This is a genomic window from Neobacillus dielmonensis (assembly GCF_000612665.1).
Lineage (GTDB): Bacteria > Bacillota > Bacilli > Bacillales > Cytobacillaceae > Neobacillus > Neobacillus dielmonensis.
Genome location: NZ_HG942048.1, coordinates 49,604 through 64,692, shown reverse-complemented (window position 1 = coordinate 64,692; position 15,089 = coordinate 49,604). Strand labels below are relative to the sequence as shown.

Below are 15,089 nucleotides of genomic sequence, written 5' to 3'. Positions count from 1 at the left end.
TTTTTTTACTTCATAAACAGTTTAATTTTCTTCAAGCCGTCTTTTACATTCGGATAGCGGAAAGGGATATCGAAACGTGTGGTCTGCTTTAGGACACTTTTTTTATGTGAGAACGTATCATAGCTGCCTTTACCGTGATATGAACCAATTCCGCTATTTCCTACACCGCCAAACGGCAGGTGAGGGGAGACGAAATGGTAGACGGTATCATTAATGCAGCCGCCGCCAAACGAGACACGATCCAACACTTGTTGCTGGACGCTAGAGTTTTCCGTAAAGATATAAAATGCCAGCGGCTTAGGATGTTGGTGGATTCCTTCAATTACCTCTGACAGATTGGAATATGACAAAACCGGAAGTATCGGGCCAAAGATTTCATCCTGCATCACCGGATCTTCCCAGGTAATATCCGTTAATACCGTGGGCTCGATCATCAGTGAATCAGGTATAGTCTTCCCGCCAATAGAAATTTTCCCATTATCCAAGAAAGAGGTTAATCGGTTGAAATGCCGTTCACTGACAATATGGGTAAAATCAGGATTATTAAGCGGTTCTGCACCATAAAGCTCTGTTATGGCTTCTTTAAATTGCTGCAAAAACTCTTCTTTTACGGCTTTATGGAGGTAAAGATAATCAGGAGCAATACAAGTTTGTCCCGCATTGGTAAACTTGCCCCAGGCAATTCGTTTAGCAGCCAGTTTGATATTGGCATCTTCGTGTACGATACAAGGACTTTTCCCTCCAAGTTCCAATGTAACCGGCGTTAAATGTTTTGCTGCTGCTTCCATGATGATCCGGCCGACAGGCACACTTCCGGTGAAAAAGATATAGTCGAATCTCTCGTTTAACAGTGCTTGGCTCGTTTCAACACCGCCCTCAATAACAGCAATAAACTCTTCAGGGAATAGTTCACCAACCAATTTTCCCAATAGTTTTGAAGTGACAGGTGTCAATTCTGAAGGCTTGATCACGGCGCAATTCCCAGCAGCAATTGCACCGATTAACGGAGCGATTGCCAATTGAAAAGGATAATTCCATGGCGCTATTATCAGAGCGACCCCATATGGTTCAGAATAAATATAGCTTTGTGATCCCATATGCGTAATGGGGGTTTTTACTTTTTGCGGCTTGACCCAAGATTCTAAATTTTTAATTGTAAACCTCAGTTCTTCCAGAACAAAGCCGATTTCCGCCGTGTATGCGTCAAATTCAGATTTATTTAAATCAGCCCGTAATGCATCCATTAACTGTTTCTCATTTTGTTTAATCGACATTCGTAACTTTTGCAGGGCTTCTAAACGAAACGAAAGGTCTTTCGTTTTTCCTGTATGAAAAAATGCCGTTTGTTTGGCCACTATTCCATGGTAGTTTTCCATCTTGTAACCTCCATAATCAAACCTGATTAAGCTTTTATCGTTTCATATAACTGGAAGATGTCATCCTTAAACAGTATTTTCGGTACAGGATAAAGCGGATTTGCTTCGCTTAATGCCCGTTCAACCATAACCGGTAAGTCGCTCTCTTTGATTCCATTAATTTTGGTTGGAATGTCCATTTTACTATTCAGCTCTTTAATCGCAGTGATAAAGGCAGTTGCCTTTTGCTGCTCTGAATCTCCCGGTTTCCCTAAACCGACTAATTCCGCCAGCTCTGCAAGTGGTTTATGCGCAGATTCCCCGTAGTACTCCAGGACATAAGGCAAAATCACTGCGTTCGCCAACCCGTGGGGGACGGAGTAAAATCCGCCTAGCGTATGGGCAATAGCATGTACATACCCAACGTAGGCGCGAGTAAATGCCATACCTGCGAGATAGGCAGCTCTTTGCATATTCGCTCGAGCCGCTATATTTGAACCATTTGAATAACATTCATATAAGTTTTCAAAAATCAAGGTAATCGCTTCTTTACTGTATTGGATCGTTTCTTTTGTGTTGCTTCTGCCAATATAAGCTTCCACTGCGTGTGTTAAGGCATCCATCCCAGTAGTCGAGGTAATGTGCTTTGGCAAATTTACGGTTAGGACAGGATCCAGTACCGCAAAATGGGGGATAAGAGCTGTGTCCATTATGGCATACTTTTCATGTGTTACGCTATTTGAAACAACCGCCGCCAGTGTCGCTTCGCTTCCGGTTCCAGCTGTTGTTGGAATGGCAAACAGCGGCGGGACTTTTTTCATTATCTTTAGAACACCCTTCATTTGGGGAATTGACTTTTTAGGGCGGGCAACCCGCGCGGCCACGCCCTTTGCACAATCCATAGGGGAGCCCCCGCCAAAGGCCACGAGTCCGTTACTGTTATTTTGGTGATAGACCTTAAGGGCATCCTCAATGTTATCAATTGTTGGGTTTGGAACGGTTTCATCATAGATGACAAAGCTTATGCCTTCATTTTTCAACCCCTGTAGAAATTCATCCATTAGGCCGATAGAGCTAATTCCCTTATCTGTTACGACTAAAACGCTTTCAATTCCTTGGCTTTTAATCAGGCCCGGCAGCTTCTTTAAACTATTCTCTCCCACAAGCAGCTCCGGTTCACGCCAAGGCAGAAAGGAAGAGGTAAACTTCATAACACCTTGAAACGTCCGGCAAAACACCTTATACATACCATTTCCCCCGTTTTGATTAGTTTTTTATAGAGTACCAAACTAATATAGTCTTTGATGATACGTTATCGTACTTATTGAAGCGATGTCAATAGATATTTTTAATATATTAAATATTCAGTAAAATTATCTCAGAAAATAATCAGGTAAATTAGGGATAGGATAATGAAGGAAGGGAAGCCCCTGCCATAAGATGCAGGAGCGATTCCACTTTTCCTAAACGAAGGTTCCTTTAGTAAGGAAATTGCGAAGAATAGTTGCTGAATTGCTGGAAAGCTTGATCAAGTTTTTGTTGTTCTTCTGCTTCAAGCTTATACCAGCCATTCTTAAACATTAAGTTGTACATTTCACGGCAGCTTTGATGTGTTTCAGTCAGAATTTGCAGCAGATCCGAATATAGCTGTTCATGGCTCGCTTCACGGACAGCTATATTCAAGCTGTCGGTCAGATATTTGCAAGTGCTAAGCCCATCATTGATAAAATCACGGTCGTTCATTTCTGGTGTTTTAACTTTAGGCAGCTGTCCAGTTTGTGGATTAGCAATTTTATTGCCGTTTTGACTTTGTTGATTTTGCATTTGAAGTAACCTCCTTTTCAGTATTAATTTAGCTGAGTGTTTGGCAGGTTAGCCATGGCTTCATCGTTGTTGACTTGCAGATGGGTCAAGATTCTTTGATAATGGTCCTGATGCATTTTACCTGCTTTGTCCAAAGCTTGTTTAATTTCATCATTGCTGACTTGCTGGGCCATGAAATGGAACTTTTTGAACGCCAAAAGCTCCCAGGACAAGGCATCTTTTAAATAAAGAATGTCTTTTGACGTAATCGCACGCGGCGGGTTCGGAATTGGTGCTTGAGTACTTTCCATAGAAAAATCTCCTTTCAGTCTTATATCATGTATAGGTTAAGCAAGGATAAGACTATTTATGTAAGAAATGGGTTCATGTTGGCTCAATTTGTTAAAATACTATGACTTTTGTTGGAATTAGTCGAATATAATCGAAAAATTATCCCTTTCCATGTATAATAGGGGAATGTAGCGATAGTTCCCTAAAGAAGGAGGATAACATTTTGGAATTAGCATTAGCTATTTTGTTTGGAGGATCTGCTATATTATTGATCGTTTCCATTTTTATGACCAAAAAAGCATCAGTGAAAGAAAACAAACAGATCGATTTAATCCATGTGGCGGTTATGAAAGATGTAAATGAGATTAGAGAGTCGATTCGAAATCTAGAACTCGACCTCGAAGTAGTGAGTACAGAAGCGGGCCTTCAACTTTCTGCCGATGAAAGAACCTTGAAACGCGAAATCCTAGACTTATATAAACGAAACTATTCTATTAAAAGTATTGCCGAGATGAAACAAGTGCCTGAGAGTGAAATCAGTTATTTGCTTGCTCCTTATCTATCGGAAAGGGAAGAAAGGAGACAAGCTGTCAATGAAAATTAGTACAATAAGCAGTTTTGCTGCAGGGATATTTATTGCTACAGGTATTCTTGGGATTGTTTACTTGAATGGAGATAGTGAAGTCTCGAAAGCTTCTTCTAAAACCACACAAAAAGTTGCGCTTTCTGAAGAGGAAATGGTGAACAAATTGACAGCTGCTGGTTACACAGTCCAACCGAAGGTGCAAAATAACGCGAATGCAGATGCACAACAAACACAGCAGGAGCAACCTGCCGCTCCCGCCGAAACTCCCGCTCAACCTCCGACACAAGTCGTTGTCAATGTAACGGATGGAATGGGGAGCATTGATGTCGGACGGATCCTAAGAGATGGAAAACTGATTGACGATGCGTTTCAGTTTGCATCAGATATCGAGCAAAGAGGTTTAGTTAACAATTTGCGGACAGGAACCTACACTGTCGATAGCAGCATGAGCTACGACCAAATCATTTCAACAATTTACGGTAATTAATAAAGAATTCCAGCCAATGGCCGATTGCCATTGGCGTTTTTATTTTTTCATATCCCATTACCTTTTGGTTATATTAACCTGAGGAGGTGAATAAACGGATGGCAAAGAATAAAAAGCAAAACTCCCGCTCGATCGAGGATAATCAAGCTGAGGCATCCAGGCACCAAGCAGGCTCTTCAGGAAAATATGGAACGGAATTTGCCTCAACGGATAATAATGTCACAAGAAAAATAGAACCTTAATGATAAAATTGATCTAAGGACGATATACCAAAAGGCTGCCTGTTAGTTCAAAAAGGCAGCCTTTCTACTTCAAATCAAAAAACGCTGTCCTTCCTATTTACCAAATAGCCCCCACGATTAAAGAAACTGGCGAATAAACTGTCTTATATGGAGTCTATAGAACAGATAAGAGGATGTGTGGTTCTTTTGAAGATTCAATGGATGGAAGAAGGGGCGCCCGATCATATATTTTTTTCCAGAGCAAAAATGATGGAGCATCAATTAAATGAAAGTGTCAATTATGTAGTCCATATCGGTAAATGGCAAAAGCAGATGATGGTGAAGCAAACGGACCTTATTGGCGAACTGTCAATTGGATTAAGCTCACAATTAGAATTGCCTTTTGATCTTCCTGATTTATCGTATGAGCTGGTGGTAAATGGACAGGAAATCCAATTCGGACCTGTGATTGGAATGGTATTAACGGGCCATAAATTTACGGAAAAGAGACTGAAGCGATTAGCACCGTATTTTAAACAGTATCAAAAAGTCAATGGATTGGTGTATTTATGTTATTGGGAAGATTTCGATTGGGACACAAAAACTGTCAAAGGACTTTATTACAATCCAAGCAATGACTTTGAGTCACACTGGAATGAGGGCACCTTCCCGTTTCCAGATGCAATCTATCTTCGAAAAAAGCCCCCAAAAAACTTGAGAAAAACAGTATCAAAAGCTTTCGACGGCAAGATTTTCAATTCATACATGTTTGATAAATGGGAATTTCATTGTGCCATGTTAGTTTCAGACCAAACGAAACCGTATGTTTTGCCCACCTATCAATACAAAAATCCAGCCCTCTTTAAAGAAATCCTTAACCTAATTCCAAAGGTATATTTAAAGCCTCAAAATGGATCATTGGGAAAGGGAATTTATATGATCGAAAAAAAGGAAGACACGTATGAAATCAGTTTTGAAAACGGACAAATGCAGGTAGCAAAGGAAGGTGGTCTAAACAAATTTTGTAGACATATGTTACCTTCCAAAAAATATTTAATCCAAGAAGCCGCCCATGCCTCGTATGGGCGGAAAAGAGTCGATTTTCGAGTCATTATGCAAAAAAATGAAAGAAGTGAATGGAATTGCACCGGCATTTTAGGACGTTTTAGCCAACCAGATTGCATCATCACTAATGATGCTCCAACCCATGTAAGCGGATTGGAAGCCCTACAAACCTTTTTTCATTTTAAACCAGACGAGGCAGCTAAAAAACAAGATGAGTTAATCGAAGTTTGCAAAAAAGTTTGTATGCAAATAGAGGCTGCGTTTGGAGTATATGGAGATTTAGGTCTTGATGTGATAATAGATGACCAACAGAGAATATGGGTACTCGAGGCAAATAAATTTCATGAACATAACTTCATAGAGGAAATTGACGAGGAATTGTATGAGAAAACAGTAGGCATGCCACTGTTGTATGCAAAGGCGTTGGCGGGATTCCACTCTGATAGTTTAAGAGATTAGAGTGCCTTTAAGGTGCAGTAAACTTTACAGTTTGAATAAATTTGTTTCCAATGTATTTAAAAATGTGAATTAAAAGGTAAATTGCCCTTACAGCTTGGCTCCATATGAATAGAGTATGAAAGAAGACAAACTTTAGGAGGGAAAAAGAGTATATGGGCGTGAAAAAGGATCATCATGATTGTTGTGATTGCAAGAAAGATTGCTTATGCCGGATTCTGAAAAAATTCATACATGAAGAGATCAGTATCCGAACAAAATCCGGTGATATTATTGAAGGGGAACTTGATGATGTAACGAAGGACTGTTGCATTAAAATTATTGAAACAGGTATAACAACTCCTTTTGTTCCAACAAGAATTACGGTGACCCGTTGCAAAGATGTTGAGAGTTTTACAATCGATTTGCTAGGTTAAAAAGATGAGGGGGCTTCAGCTCCCTCATCTTTTTTCATAAGACTTTGTTAAACAATACTGTTAATTTTTTGAACTCTGTTGATTGGAGCGAAAATCAACAGCCAAATTTACAGAGCTTTTAATAAAGTCAATTGCCTAATTAACAAATCTGTTCAATTCCATTGGGTTGGCCGGACTGACAAATTTACTTCGTTTCCGTAATATGGATTCTTTACTATCTGAAGAATGATGGTAGGGTGATCCATATCTAACGTAAACATAATATCGGTTTGAAAGAGATAACATTTTAAATTGATGCAAAAAGCATTGCTGCTGAAATAAATAATCTTCTCCTTGATTAACAGGTGGAAAGGGAACGGTGCTATAAACTTTCTTATGAAAAACCAACGTCGCACCACTAAAAAAATACCTTTTTTTATACAATTCTTTTCCAGGATTAATAATCCATTGATTTTCGGAGTTGGGGTTATATAGGCGAAGTTCACTTGTTTTCTCAAAACAAATATAAAAAGTACTTTTCCCGACAATATCGGCATTCTGTGATGTCAACGCATTGTAAGCTTCTTTTAGATAATGGGGACCATAATAGTCATCGTCGTCCCATTTAGCAACAATATCAAACGATGCGGTTTCAATGCCGAAATTTAAACATTCTCCTAAGGAAATATGGTCAGGAAATTGATATATCTTATATTTGATTTTATATTTACCTACTAGCTGTTCAACCGATAAAGCGGCAATCTCTAGTGTATTTAATATAATGATTAGCTCTTTGTCCTTAATGGATTGCCTCCTAAAGTTTTTTATTATATTCAAAACAAATCTAGGCCTGTTTGTACATGCTATAACGGATATCATGATTTAAGGCCTGCTCCTTTACCGGAAATGAACTGCTTAATATTCTTTAGATTAAAGAATTGATTGGAATATTGAAAAGGATTATGAAGCTTGATTTTGAGAAAATCGTAAAATTGTCTATAGTTTTTACGCGTGTCTTCGGAAATTTTGGTGCCATCGTGAAAGTAATTATAAGACCAATCCATTTGTTTTAGCTGATTAAGGTTATAGCTTTCCAGTTTATTATTGTAGTTTTCAATCGTTGACTTAAGTCGCTGGGATAGTGTTTGAGATTCGTTGCCTAATAAGCCCGAATAATGAATGAACCGGACTGGCTCATTTTTATATACAAACAAGTTTTGGCCGATCTCGACAACCTCTCGATCAGCCATATTCCAAATTCCTATATTGTAACCCGGGTTTCTAATGGTAAAGACATCGTAAAAGCAGGGGGCTAAGTTTAACCATTTCTGATCGTAAAATATTCCTTTTTTTAAATCTAAATAACAGAATTCCTCTAATCTTTCATCCCACCAATTTAGGAATGACGTTGTATTTTCGCTTCTTTTGACTGCAACAAAACCGCTGTTAAAGATCCCGGTTTGCTGAACATGAATTTCTAACTCCTCATTTTGCGGTTGTTTAAGAAGATGTGGAGTAAGAAGGATGTCATGTCCTTTAAACCAATGAATGATCTCTTCGATTGACATTTTCATTTCAATATCGGAATCAAGGTAAACGAAATATTCTTCCTGTTGAAAGGCCTTTAGCGAATACAAAAGCAGTTTTGCCTTTAAAGAATTGGCTAATTGAAAAGCATTGTATTTAAATATTTTTGTTTCAAAACTATGTTCGAACAAATCCTTCGCCAGAATAACACGGTCAAAAAATGAAATGTTACTAAATTCTTTAGGAAGAGACTTTTCTAACAGGCAGAGAACGACTTTTAATTGGGGCATATATTTTTTTATGGATTCTGCTAATACAAGAGCACGTGCTAGATGGTTTTGGGTCGCAATAGTGCATAAAATCATGTCATGTCTCCTTTAGATGGATGGCGTGTTTTTAGAACCTATAGTATTAGTTTAATTGACTCAATTTTTTTAAATAATGACCAATTTTCCAATCCATTCGCTTTGTTATTTCCATTTTTATATATGTTTTTAAAAGCTGTTCCGAAACTTTAGCTTCACCGCTTCGTACAGAGTGGGCATGGAAGGTGTCGTCGAAAATATGTTTGTGGCGATTCAATTCTTTTCTAATTAAGGTTAAATATTTCTCTGCTGATCTTCTAGCTGCTTTGGATAGAAACTCAGTATTCTTATATTGGTTTACTTGTTCTAATTTCTGATCTAAATTCCATTTTTGATGATTGTAATCATGTGTAAGAACGTATAGGGCATCTGTTAAATCACTTTGAATATTCCCTATATATTGTTTTTGCTGCAATTCTTCGATTTCTTTTACTAAGTTATAAAACATTTCTTCCTGTTTAAACGTATTTAAAATACGCTTCCGACAATTTTTTCCCATTTCTTCCAACATTTCAGGCTGTCTTATGCAGGTTTCAATGACTTCAACAAAACAATCAGCTTCCTCCGATGTATAGGACTGTTCATTAAATATTTCTGTCTCTTCCATAGTTGTCGGAAGGATAAAACCTGTCTCGGGGGTAATTAATTCAGATTGTCCTCCAATATCCGAAGAAAGAACGGGTGTTTCCATTGCCATCGATTCATAGCTGGAAAAAGTGATAGCTTCAAGTATGGAACATAGGAGTGTCATATTGGCATCTCTGTAATAAGGTCGTACATCTCTAGTACTGCCTAAAAATTGAACTTGTTGAGTCAGTCCATATTCATTTACGAGTTTCTCCATTTTATACCGTTCATGTCCATCTCCTACTACCCATATGACGAAATGGTTACCTCTTTGTTTTAGTCTTTTTGCGATTTCTAACATGAGGTAAGGCCGTTTTTGAACGTGGAGGCGGCATGGGAATAAGATGACTGGCGTATCGTGATTGATTTGCAATTGGTTCCTTATTTGCCCAAAAGGGATCAACTGAGGATTAAATTCATCTTCACCATCAATGCAAATGTAGGCCACTTCTACTTTGTCAGGTTTAATATGATATCGATCAATAAGTCGTTGTTTTAATTTTCCAAACGTCACATAGGTTTTGTCCAAATAATCACTAACGGTCGACGAAAACCTCGCAAAGCCGCCATCCCACCAATATAACTCTTCCATATGAATATAATCGACAGCAACAAACTTCCTAGGGCTATTATCCTTGAGCCACGGAAGGATATAATAGCCAAAGTAACTATTAGAAATAAAGACGATATCAATTTGCTCTTTTTCCATTAACTCAAGGACAAACTTTGGCCGTTTCTCAAAAGGTAGTTGATTGGGAAAATGATAGATCGCTTCCGTATAGGTTTCAAACCGGTCTTGCCACTCATTCCCTGATGGTTCGGTGGTACAAACGAAAATTTTGTACCCTGAACTTTTAAGAAATCTCATCAAGTCGAGGTTAAACTTATCTGCGCCCCCCATCACCATCCATGGGATAAAAAATAAAATAGATTTGCTTTTATTTGCTGCTTGGTGCACATGATTCCCCCCAATACAAAAAATACGTTTTTCAGACGCATTATATCCTATTCGAATCAGAGTGAATGGTACTAGGTAAGGGATAGGCTGCCGGACCATAAACAAAGGAATGACAGAAATTTAGGCAAGTGGCGCGTTGCTTAATCTAAGGGACCCGAATAGGTTAATTAATATGACAACTTATATGGATTAGGTGGTTCCAATGAAAAGTAACTATGATTTTATTGTGTTTGGTGCAGGGATTTTTGGATTGTATGCAGCAAAAACTCTGGGAAAACGGGGGTTTAAGGTAGGAATAATTGAGGTGGAAGAGGAGGCATTTCAAAGAGCCAGTTTCATTAACCAAGCCCGAATTCATAATGGCTATCATTATCCCCGCAGTTTAGCTACAGCCATTCAATCTATTAAATATAATCAAAGGTTTATAGAGGAATTTCCTTTTGCGGTAAACAATCGATTTAAAAAAATATATGCAATTTCACATAAGAATTCCTATATTTCCGCTGATCAATTTGAAAAATTTTGTAGACAAGCTAACGTACCAGCAGCAAAAGTCGATGTAAACAGGTATTTCTCGGGGCATTTAATCGAACAGGCTTACGAAACTTTGGAGTATTCATTTGACCATAAATCGTTGAAAGATTTTTTTATGGGTGAATTAGTAGAGTTAAATAATGTGGAATTTTTCTTTCATACTGAAATCATGGGTGCCCAAAGAGGGGCTGATCACTTTCAAATCTTTTTTAAAAATGGCAATGAAATAAAAACCAACGGAGTCATCAATGCAACCTATGCGGGGACAAACAGTGTTTTAATGTGCTTCGGATTAAAAGAGCTGCCCTTAAAATACGAACTCTGTGAAGTAATCCTGGTTAATATGAATGAACAAAATAAGGAGAATGGTTTTACGGTTATGGATGGGCCCTTTTTTTCACTCATGCCATTTGGACATACTGGTTTTCATTCCTTGACGTCCGTCACTTATACACCGCACTATACCTCTATGGAAACCCGGCCATCCTTTCCATGTCAAGATCATCATCCGACCTGTTCACCAGATTCATTGCAAAATTGTAACACATGTCCATTAAAGCCTTATACCGCATGGCACGAAATGGTTCAACAGACAAAACTGTATTTTAATGAAAATGTACAGTTTAGTTATGAAAAATCCCTGTTTACCGTAAAAACTTTGTCCATGCAATCGGAAGTGGATGATTCTCGGCCCACATTAATCATTACTCATTCGGAATCCCCCAAATTTATCACAATTTTATCAGGAAAAATTAACACCATATTTGATTTGGATGAGGTGATAAAGTGAGACTAAAACCTTATATTTCCTATGTAATGGTAATGGATCATCAAAATTCCCCAGAGAACATTGTATCTTTTCTTGAGAAGCTCATTCTTCTTTCCAATACTCATTTTGAAAACTATGAAATACTAGTCGTAAATAACCAACAGACCTCTAATTCGATTCAGGACCTTAAGGAGAGGGCAAAAATCTGGAAAGGAGATATAAAGATTCTTCACCTAGCGAATCATCAAACGAATGAGGAAGCGATGTGTATAGGTCTTGAAAATGCCATGGGCGATTATATTTTCGAATTGGAATCACTATATATTCCGAACGAAAAAGACATATTGAAACTTTTCAATGAATGTCAAAGTGGTTATGACATCGTAACCGCCAAATATGGAACAAGTAGAAACTCATTAAGCAGAAGGTTAAAGCAATTTTTATTAAACGTGACTCTAAGAGATTATGATGTTCTTCCAGAATCGGATTTAAAAGTGGTGTCACGCAGGGCCCTGAACATCATGTTAAGAAGTCCCAAACATTACTTTTTCAGAAGAGTCAACTATGCATTGATCGGATATTCAACTAAGCATATAAATCTGACCACAACAGAAGAGGTAACATCTGTCCCATCAAAGTTTTCGGACATCATTTCTGTTGCATTTATTAATCTTCTAGTTTTTTCAAAGATTTGGCTAAGGCTTGGGCTTGTTCTCCTATTGGCTCCTTTGTTGATTGCTGTCATTCTTTGTGGTTATTTCGTTTATGGATATGTCAGCCATTCACAACTAATCGATATGAATCTATTTTTATTCAGTTTATTGTTTTTATGTTTGGCAGGAGTTGTCTTGTTGCTATTAATGATCTTAAGCTTCTATATTTTACAGAATGTGTACCGGTTTCGAGCAATGAGTCAATCAATATACACCGTTGAAATCATAAAAGGAAACCAAGATCAAAAGGGGTGGAAAGCTTGAAAAAACTAAAATGGGGGATAGTAGGCACTGGCAAAATAGTAAATAAAATGGGTCCTGCCATCCAAATGAATCATTTAAATGAATGGGTCGGGGTAGCGGGGCGAAATAAACAAAATAGTTTACTAGCAGCAAATCGATACGGAGTAAAAAAGGCTTATGAGCATTATGATGAACTCATTCGGGACCCAGAAGTGGATGTCGTTTATATCGCCTTGCTCAATCATTTGCACAAGGAGTGGGCCATAAAAGCAATTGAAGCGGGGAAGCATGTATTAATTGAAAAACCTCTTGGTTTAAGTGAAGGGGAATGTCAGGAAGTAAAGGCGGTTCTTGGAAATAAGCCTTTAAAGGTAATGGAAGCATTTGCTTGGAGGTTTCATCCTGCGCATCTTAGAGTAAAAGAAATCATCGACTCAGGGGAAATAGGGGAACCGGTCCTTTTCAATGGGCATTTTTCTTTTATTCCGGAATCCAATAGTACAAGATTTAACCCTGACTGGGGAGGCGGTTCATTGTACGATGTCGGTTGTTACCCGATTTCATGGGCTCGCTTTTTTATGAATGGGGAGCCCACTGAAGCAGATGGAAAATTAATCGTTAACAAAGCAAATGGCGTGGACCTGCGCTTTGTTGGCCTCTTGCACTTTGCGAATGGCCGTTTCGCCCAAGTAAGCTCGTCTTTTGACATGCCGCATGGTTCATTCTATGAAATACTTGGAACAAAAGGAAAGATTGCCACAAATTTCAGAATTACCGCCAATAGCTTTGCTATTGATGTTCTGAAAAATAAAAAATTAATCCAGTCATTTGAAAGCGATCGGGTTATGCCCTATCGTTATCAGGTTAACTATTTTACCGATTGTCTAATTAACCATCAGCCGCTCGATTTTCCAATTGATGACGCCATTAACAATCTGAGAGTAATGGATGCTTTGAAACTTTCAAGCGCCACTGGAAAGAGAATAAAGCTCCACTAATCTATTAGATTGGCGAACTTTGGTCAAAAGATTGAGCGCATAGAATGGAAGCAAGCATAAGCTGTTAATGCGTATTAAGATTAAAGAAAGGATTGGTTGCATGGACCCGATTACTTTTTTTAAACAGGGGAAGTATGTAGAACCATATCATATCGTGAAAATGTTGGAAGAAGCTTCATCCAGAAAGACCGCATTGTCTCTGTCCCGATTTGGTCACACAGAAGTCGGATATGCCAGTTGGCCTGAAAATCAGGAGTGGACATGGAATATTGAATATTTCAGCCGCTATGCTGGAATTGATGTGGACCGGGATATTATAAAGGCAGAGCTGACCTCCGCCATAAGAGAAGCTGATATTGTCGGTCTTTATTATCCTTGGGACGGAACGGACTTTGATAAGGAATGTTCCAAAGCAACACATGATTTTCTGGAAAGAATTCAGTATTTCCCGCCTATTGTGTGTTCGAATCATATTGGCGTCCAACTTGCATTGTTTACGATGTTTTGGGATTGGCTGAAAACGCAAAGAGTAGCAATCGTTGGGAGATTAGCACAGGATGCCATAAAGGTTTTCGGAGAAAAAGGGGTTACGGTTACCCTTACCTCCAACCTGGAAGGATTCAGTCAAGTAGATGATGTTTATCAAAAGCTGCTCGGTTTTGATGATTGGGATGTAGCCATTATCTCTGCTGGTGTACCTGCCACTATTTTTGCTCCCAAAATTGCTAAAGCAACGAATAAAATTGCATTGGATTTTGGACATGCGTTAAACATGTTGGTAGACGAAAATTATCAGCATGATAAAACGGTTCATGAATGGTATTTAACTAACCAACAAAATCATGAGTAATTAATTTCTATTAGAATAATAAAACGTTACCTTGTGAACAAGAAAAAAAGCACATTGCGTGCTTTTTTCTTGTTTTCTCTGTTATAAGCTTCTAATATATTGTCTTACCTCATCATCATTCTCACGATATACAGGATGGAACAAATAGGCATGCTCGTGGTTATTTAGGTGATAGATGACTTCGTCTTTTGTAAAATGGGGCCGATAGCGAACAGTATTCACTAAATCGGATGGATACGATGGTATGTCGTATCCCAATCGTTTTACTAAGGTAACGTAGACGATTTCTTCTGCTGCAAAAGCTGTGTTCCGATGCAGTTTATGTGTAAATAGCAGTATATCTTCAAAATGAACCATTTCTTTTACAAGTTTTTTGCTGAATGTCTGAGCGACATTAAAGCACCAGTAGAAATCTGAAGTCTTCATGATTGGTTCCCATTTATGCCATTCTTTTTTTATGGTTCTACAGGGATGATTATCCCAAGATGGGGAACATTCAATACCGAGAAACTCCTTATCTTCCATTTCCTTTGATAAAAATTCTTCAAACCCTGATTTTCCAAAAAGAGCATCGGAGTCTAAACAAACCAGGATATCAAAATCATAATCAATCCTATCAAGCCATTTCATTGTTTCTAATATGAAAAAGCAAGTCGTTAATCCGTAGTTTAAAGGTTTACTAGTTGGGCAAACGGGAACATTTACACCGTTTAATAAGTTAGGGTCAGTTCCGCCGTTATACAATACGATATCGCTGTTTGGGCAGAACTTCCTCACATTTCTTAGCAAATCATCTACTATTTCTCTTTTTTCATGAACTAAAATGGCAAATACAATTTTTTTCAT

General features: G+C 38.2%; 17 protein-coding genes. 9 read left to right on the top strand and 8 right to left on the bottom strand.

The features are described 5' to 3' along the window. Nucleotides 1–5: 5 nt before the first annotated feature. The 4 genes from BN2425_RS07085 to BN2425_RS07070 form a co-directional block, all read right to left on the bottom strand. Nucleotides 6–1,376: an aldehyde dehydrogenase gene (locus tag BN2425_RS07085; protein WP_042456848.1), complete on the bottom strand. Its 1,371-nt coding sequence runs from the start codon at nucleotides 1,374–1,376 to the stop codon at nucleotides 6–8. Nucleotides 1,377–1,402: 26 nt separating this feature from the next. Beyond that, nucleotides 1,403–2,602 (bottom strand): iron-containing alcohol dehydrogenase, encoded by a 1,200-nt coding sequence (locus tag BN2425_RS07080; protein ID WP_042456845.1) that lies wholly within the window; start codon nucleotides 2,600–2,602, stop codon nucleotides 1,403–1,405. Nucleotides 2,603–2,834: 232 nt separating this feature from the next. Next, entirely contained in the window at nucleotides 2,835–3,179 is a 345-nt protein-coding gene (locus tag BN2425_RS07075; RefSeq protein WP_042456842.1) for a spore coat protein, read from the bottom strand. A 23-nt stretch (nucleotides 3,180–3,202) separates the two neighbouring features. Further along, nucleotides 3,203–3,469 carry a ferritin family protein gene (locus BN2425_RS07070; protein WP_042456839.1) on the bottom strand — a complete coding sequence of 89 codons (267 nt, stop codon included), beginning with the start codon at nucleotides 3,467–3,469 and terminating at the stop codon, nucleotides 3,203–3,205. A gap of 203 nt (nucleotides 3,470–3,672) precedes the next feature. Here BN2425_RS07070 and BN2425_RS07065 point away from each other — a divergent pair, with 203 nt between their 5' ends. The 5 genes from BN2425_RS07065 to BN2425_RS07050 all read left to right on the top strand — a co-directional run bounded on the left by BN2425_RS07065 (nucleotide 3,673) and on the right by BN2425_RS07050 (nucleotide 6,680). Next, the gene (locus BN2425_RS07065; protein ID WP_052352798.1) at nucleotides 3,673–4,053 is read left to right on the top strand and encodes a hypothetical protein; all 381 of its coding nucleotides are present in this window, start codon (nucleotides 3,673–3,675) and stop codon (nucleotides 4,051–4,053) included. After that, nucleotides 4,043–4,522, top strand: coding sequence for an MltG/YceG/YrrL family protein (locus BN2425_RS07060; protein WP_052352797.1), 480 nt, complete (start codon nucleotides 4,043–4,045; stop codon nucleotides 4,520–4,522). Before BN2425_RS07065 ends, BN2425_RS07060 begins: the two co-directional genes overlap by 11 nt. Nucleotides 4,523–4,620: 98 nt before the next feature. Further along, nucleotides 4,621–4,764, top strand: coding sequence for a hypothetical protein (locus BN2425_RS22470; protein WP_154663471.1), 144 nt, complete (start codon nucleotides 4,621–4,623; stop codon nucleotides 4,762–4,764). A 186-nt stretch (nucleotides 4,765–4,950) separates the two neighbouring features. After that, a complete protein-coding gene (locus tag BN2425_RS07055; RefSeq protein WP_195891910.1) occupies nucleotides 4,951–6,267 on the top strand; it encodes a YheC/YheD family endospore coat-associated protein in 1,317 nt (438 codons plus the stop codon). A 152-nt stretch (nucleotides 6,268–6,419) separates the two neighbouring features. Then, nucleotides 6,420–6,680 carry a hypothetical protein gene (locus BN2425_RS07050; protein ID WP_042456832.1) on the top strand — a complete coding sequence of 87 codons (261 nt, stop codon included), beginning with the start codon at nucleotides 6,420–6,422 and terminating at the stop codon, nucleotides 6,678–6,680. Between the two features lie 135 nt (nucleotides 6,681–6,815). Here BN2425_RS07050 and BN2425_RS07045 read toward each other — a convergent pair whose 3' ends face one another. The 3 genes from BN2425_RS07045 to BN2425_RS07035 are packed head-to-tail and all read right to left on the bottom strand — an operon-like array spanning nucleotide 6,816 to nucleotide 10,136. Further along, complete coding sequence (locus tag BN2425_RS07045) at nucleotides 6,816–7,538, bottom strand: glycosyltransferase family 2 protein (RefSeq protein WP_042456828.1); 723 nt, start codon at nucleotides 7,536–7,538, stop codon at nucleotides 6,816–6,818. Continuing rightward, nucleotides 7,535–8,551, bottom strand: coding sequence for a glycosyltransferase family protein (locus BN2425_RS07040; protein WP_042456824.1), 1,017 nt, complete (start codon nucleotides 8,549–8,551; stop codon nucleotides 7,535–7,537). Before BN2425_RS07040 ends, BN2425_RS07045 begins: the two co-directional genes overlap by 4 nt. Nucleotides 8,552–8,597: 46 nt before the next feature. After that, on the bottom strand, nucleotides 8,598–10,136 hold the full coding sequence (locus BN2425_RS07035; RefSeq protein WP_042456820.1) for a glycosyltransferase: 1,539 nt from the start codon (nucleotides 10,134–10,136) through the stop codon (nucleotides 8,598–8,600). 202 nt (nucleotides 10,137–10,338) lie between these two features. Between BN2425_RS07035 and BN2425_RS07030 the strand changes: the two genes are divergently transcribed. From BN2425_RS07030 to BN2425_RS07015, 4 genes are all read left to right on the top strand, one after another. Continuing rightward, the gene (locus BN2425_RS07030) at nucleotides 10,339–11,460 is read left to right on the top strand and encodes an FAD-dependent oxidoreductase (RefSeq protein ID WP_042456817.1); all 1,122 of its coding nucleotides are present in this window, start codon (nucleotides 10,339–10,341) and stop codon (nucleotides 11,458–11,460) included. Continuing rightward, nucleotides 11,457–12,416: a glycosyltransferase gene (locus tag BN2425_RS07025; protein WP_042456814.1), complete on the top strand. Its 960-nt coding sequence runs from the start codon at nucleotides 11,457–11,459 to the stop codon at nucleotides 12,414–12,416. The genes BN2425_RS07030 and BN2425_RS07025 overlap by 4 nt, the downstream gene beginning before the upstream one ends. Next, a complete protein-coding gene (locus BN2425_RS07020) occupies nucleotides 12,413–13,393 on the top strand; it encodes a Gfo/Idh/MocA family protein (RefSeq protein WP_042456811.1) in 981 nt (326 codons plus the stop codon). The genes BN2425_RS07025 and BN2425_RS07020 overlap by 4 nt, the downstream gene beginning before the upstream one ends. 100 nt (nucleotides 13,394–13,493) lie before the next feature. Beyond that, complete coding sequence (locus tag BN2425_RS07015; RefSeq protein ID WP_042456808.1) at nucleotides 13,494–14,243, top strand: GT-D fold domain-containing protein; 750 nt, start codon at nucleotides 13,494–13,496, stop codon at nucleotides 14,241–14,243. Between the two features lie 81 nt (nucleotides 14,244–14,324). On the opposite strand, the gene BN2425_RS07010 is transcribed toward BN2425_RS07015, so the two are convergent. Beyond that, entirely contained in the window at nucleotides 14,325–15,089 is a 765-nt protein-coding gene (locus BN2425_RS07010) for a hypothetical protein (RefSeq protein ID WP_042456805.1), read from the bottom strand.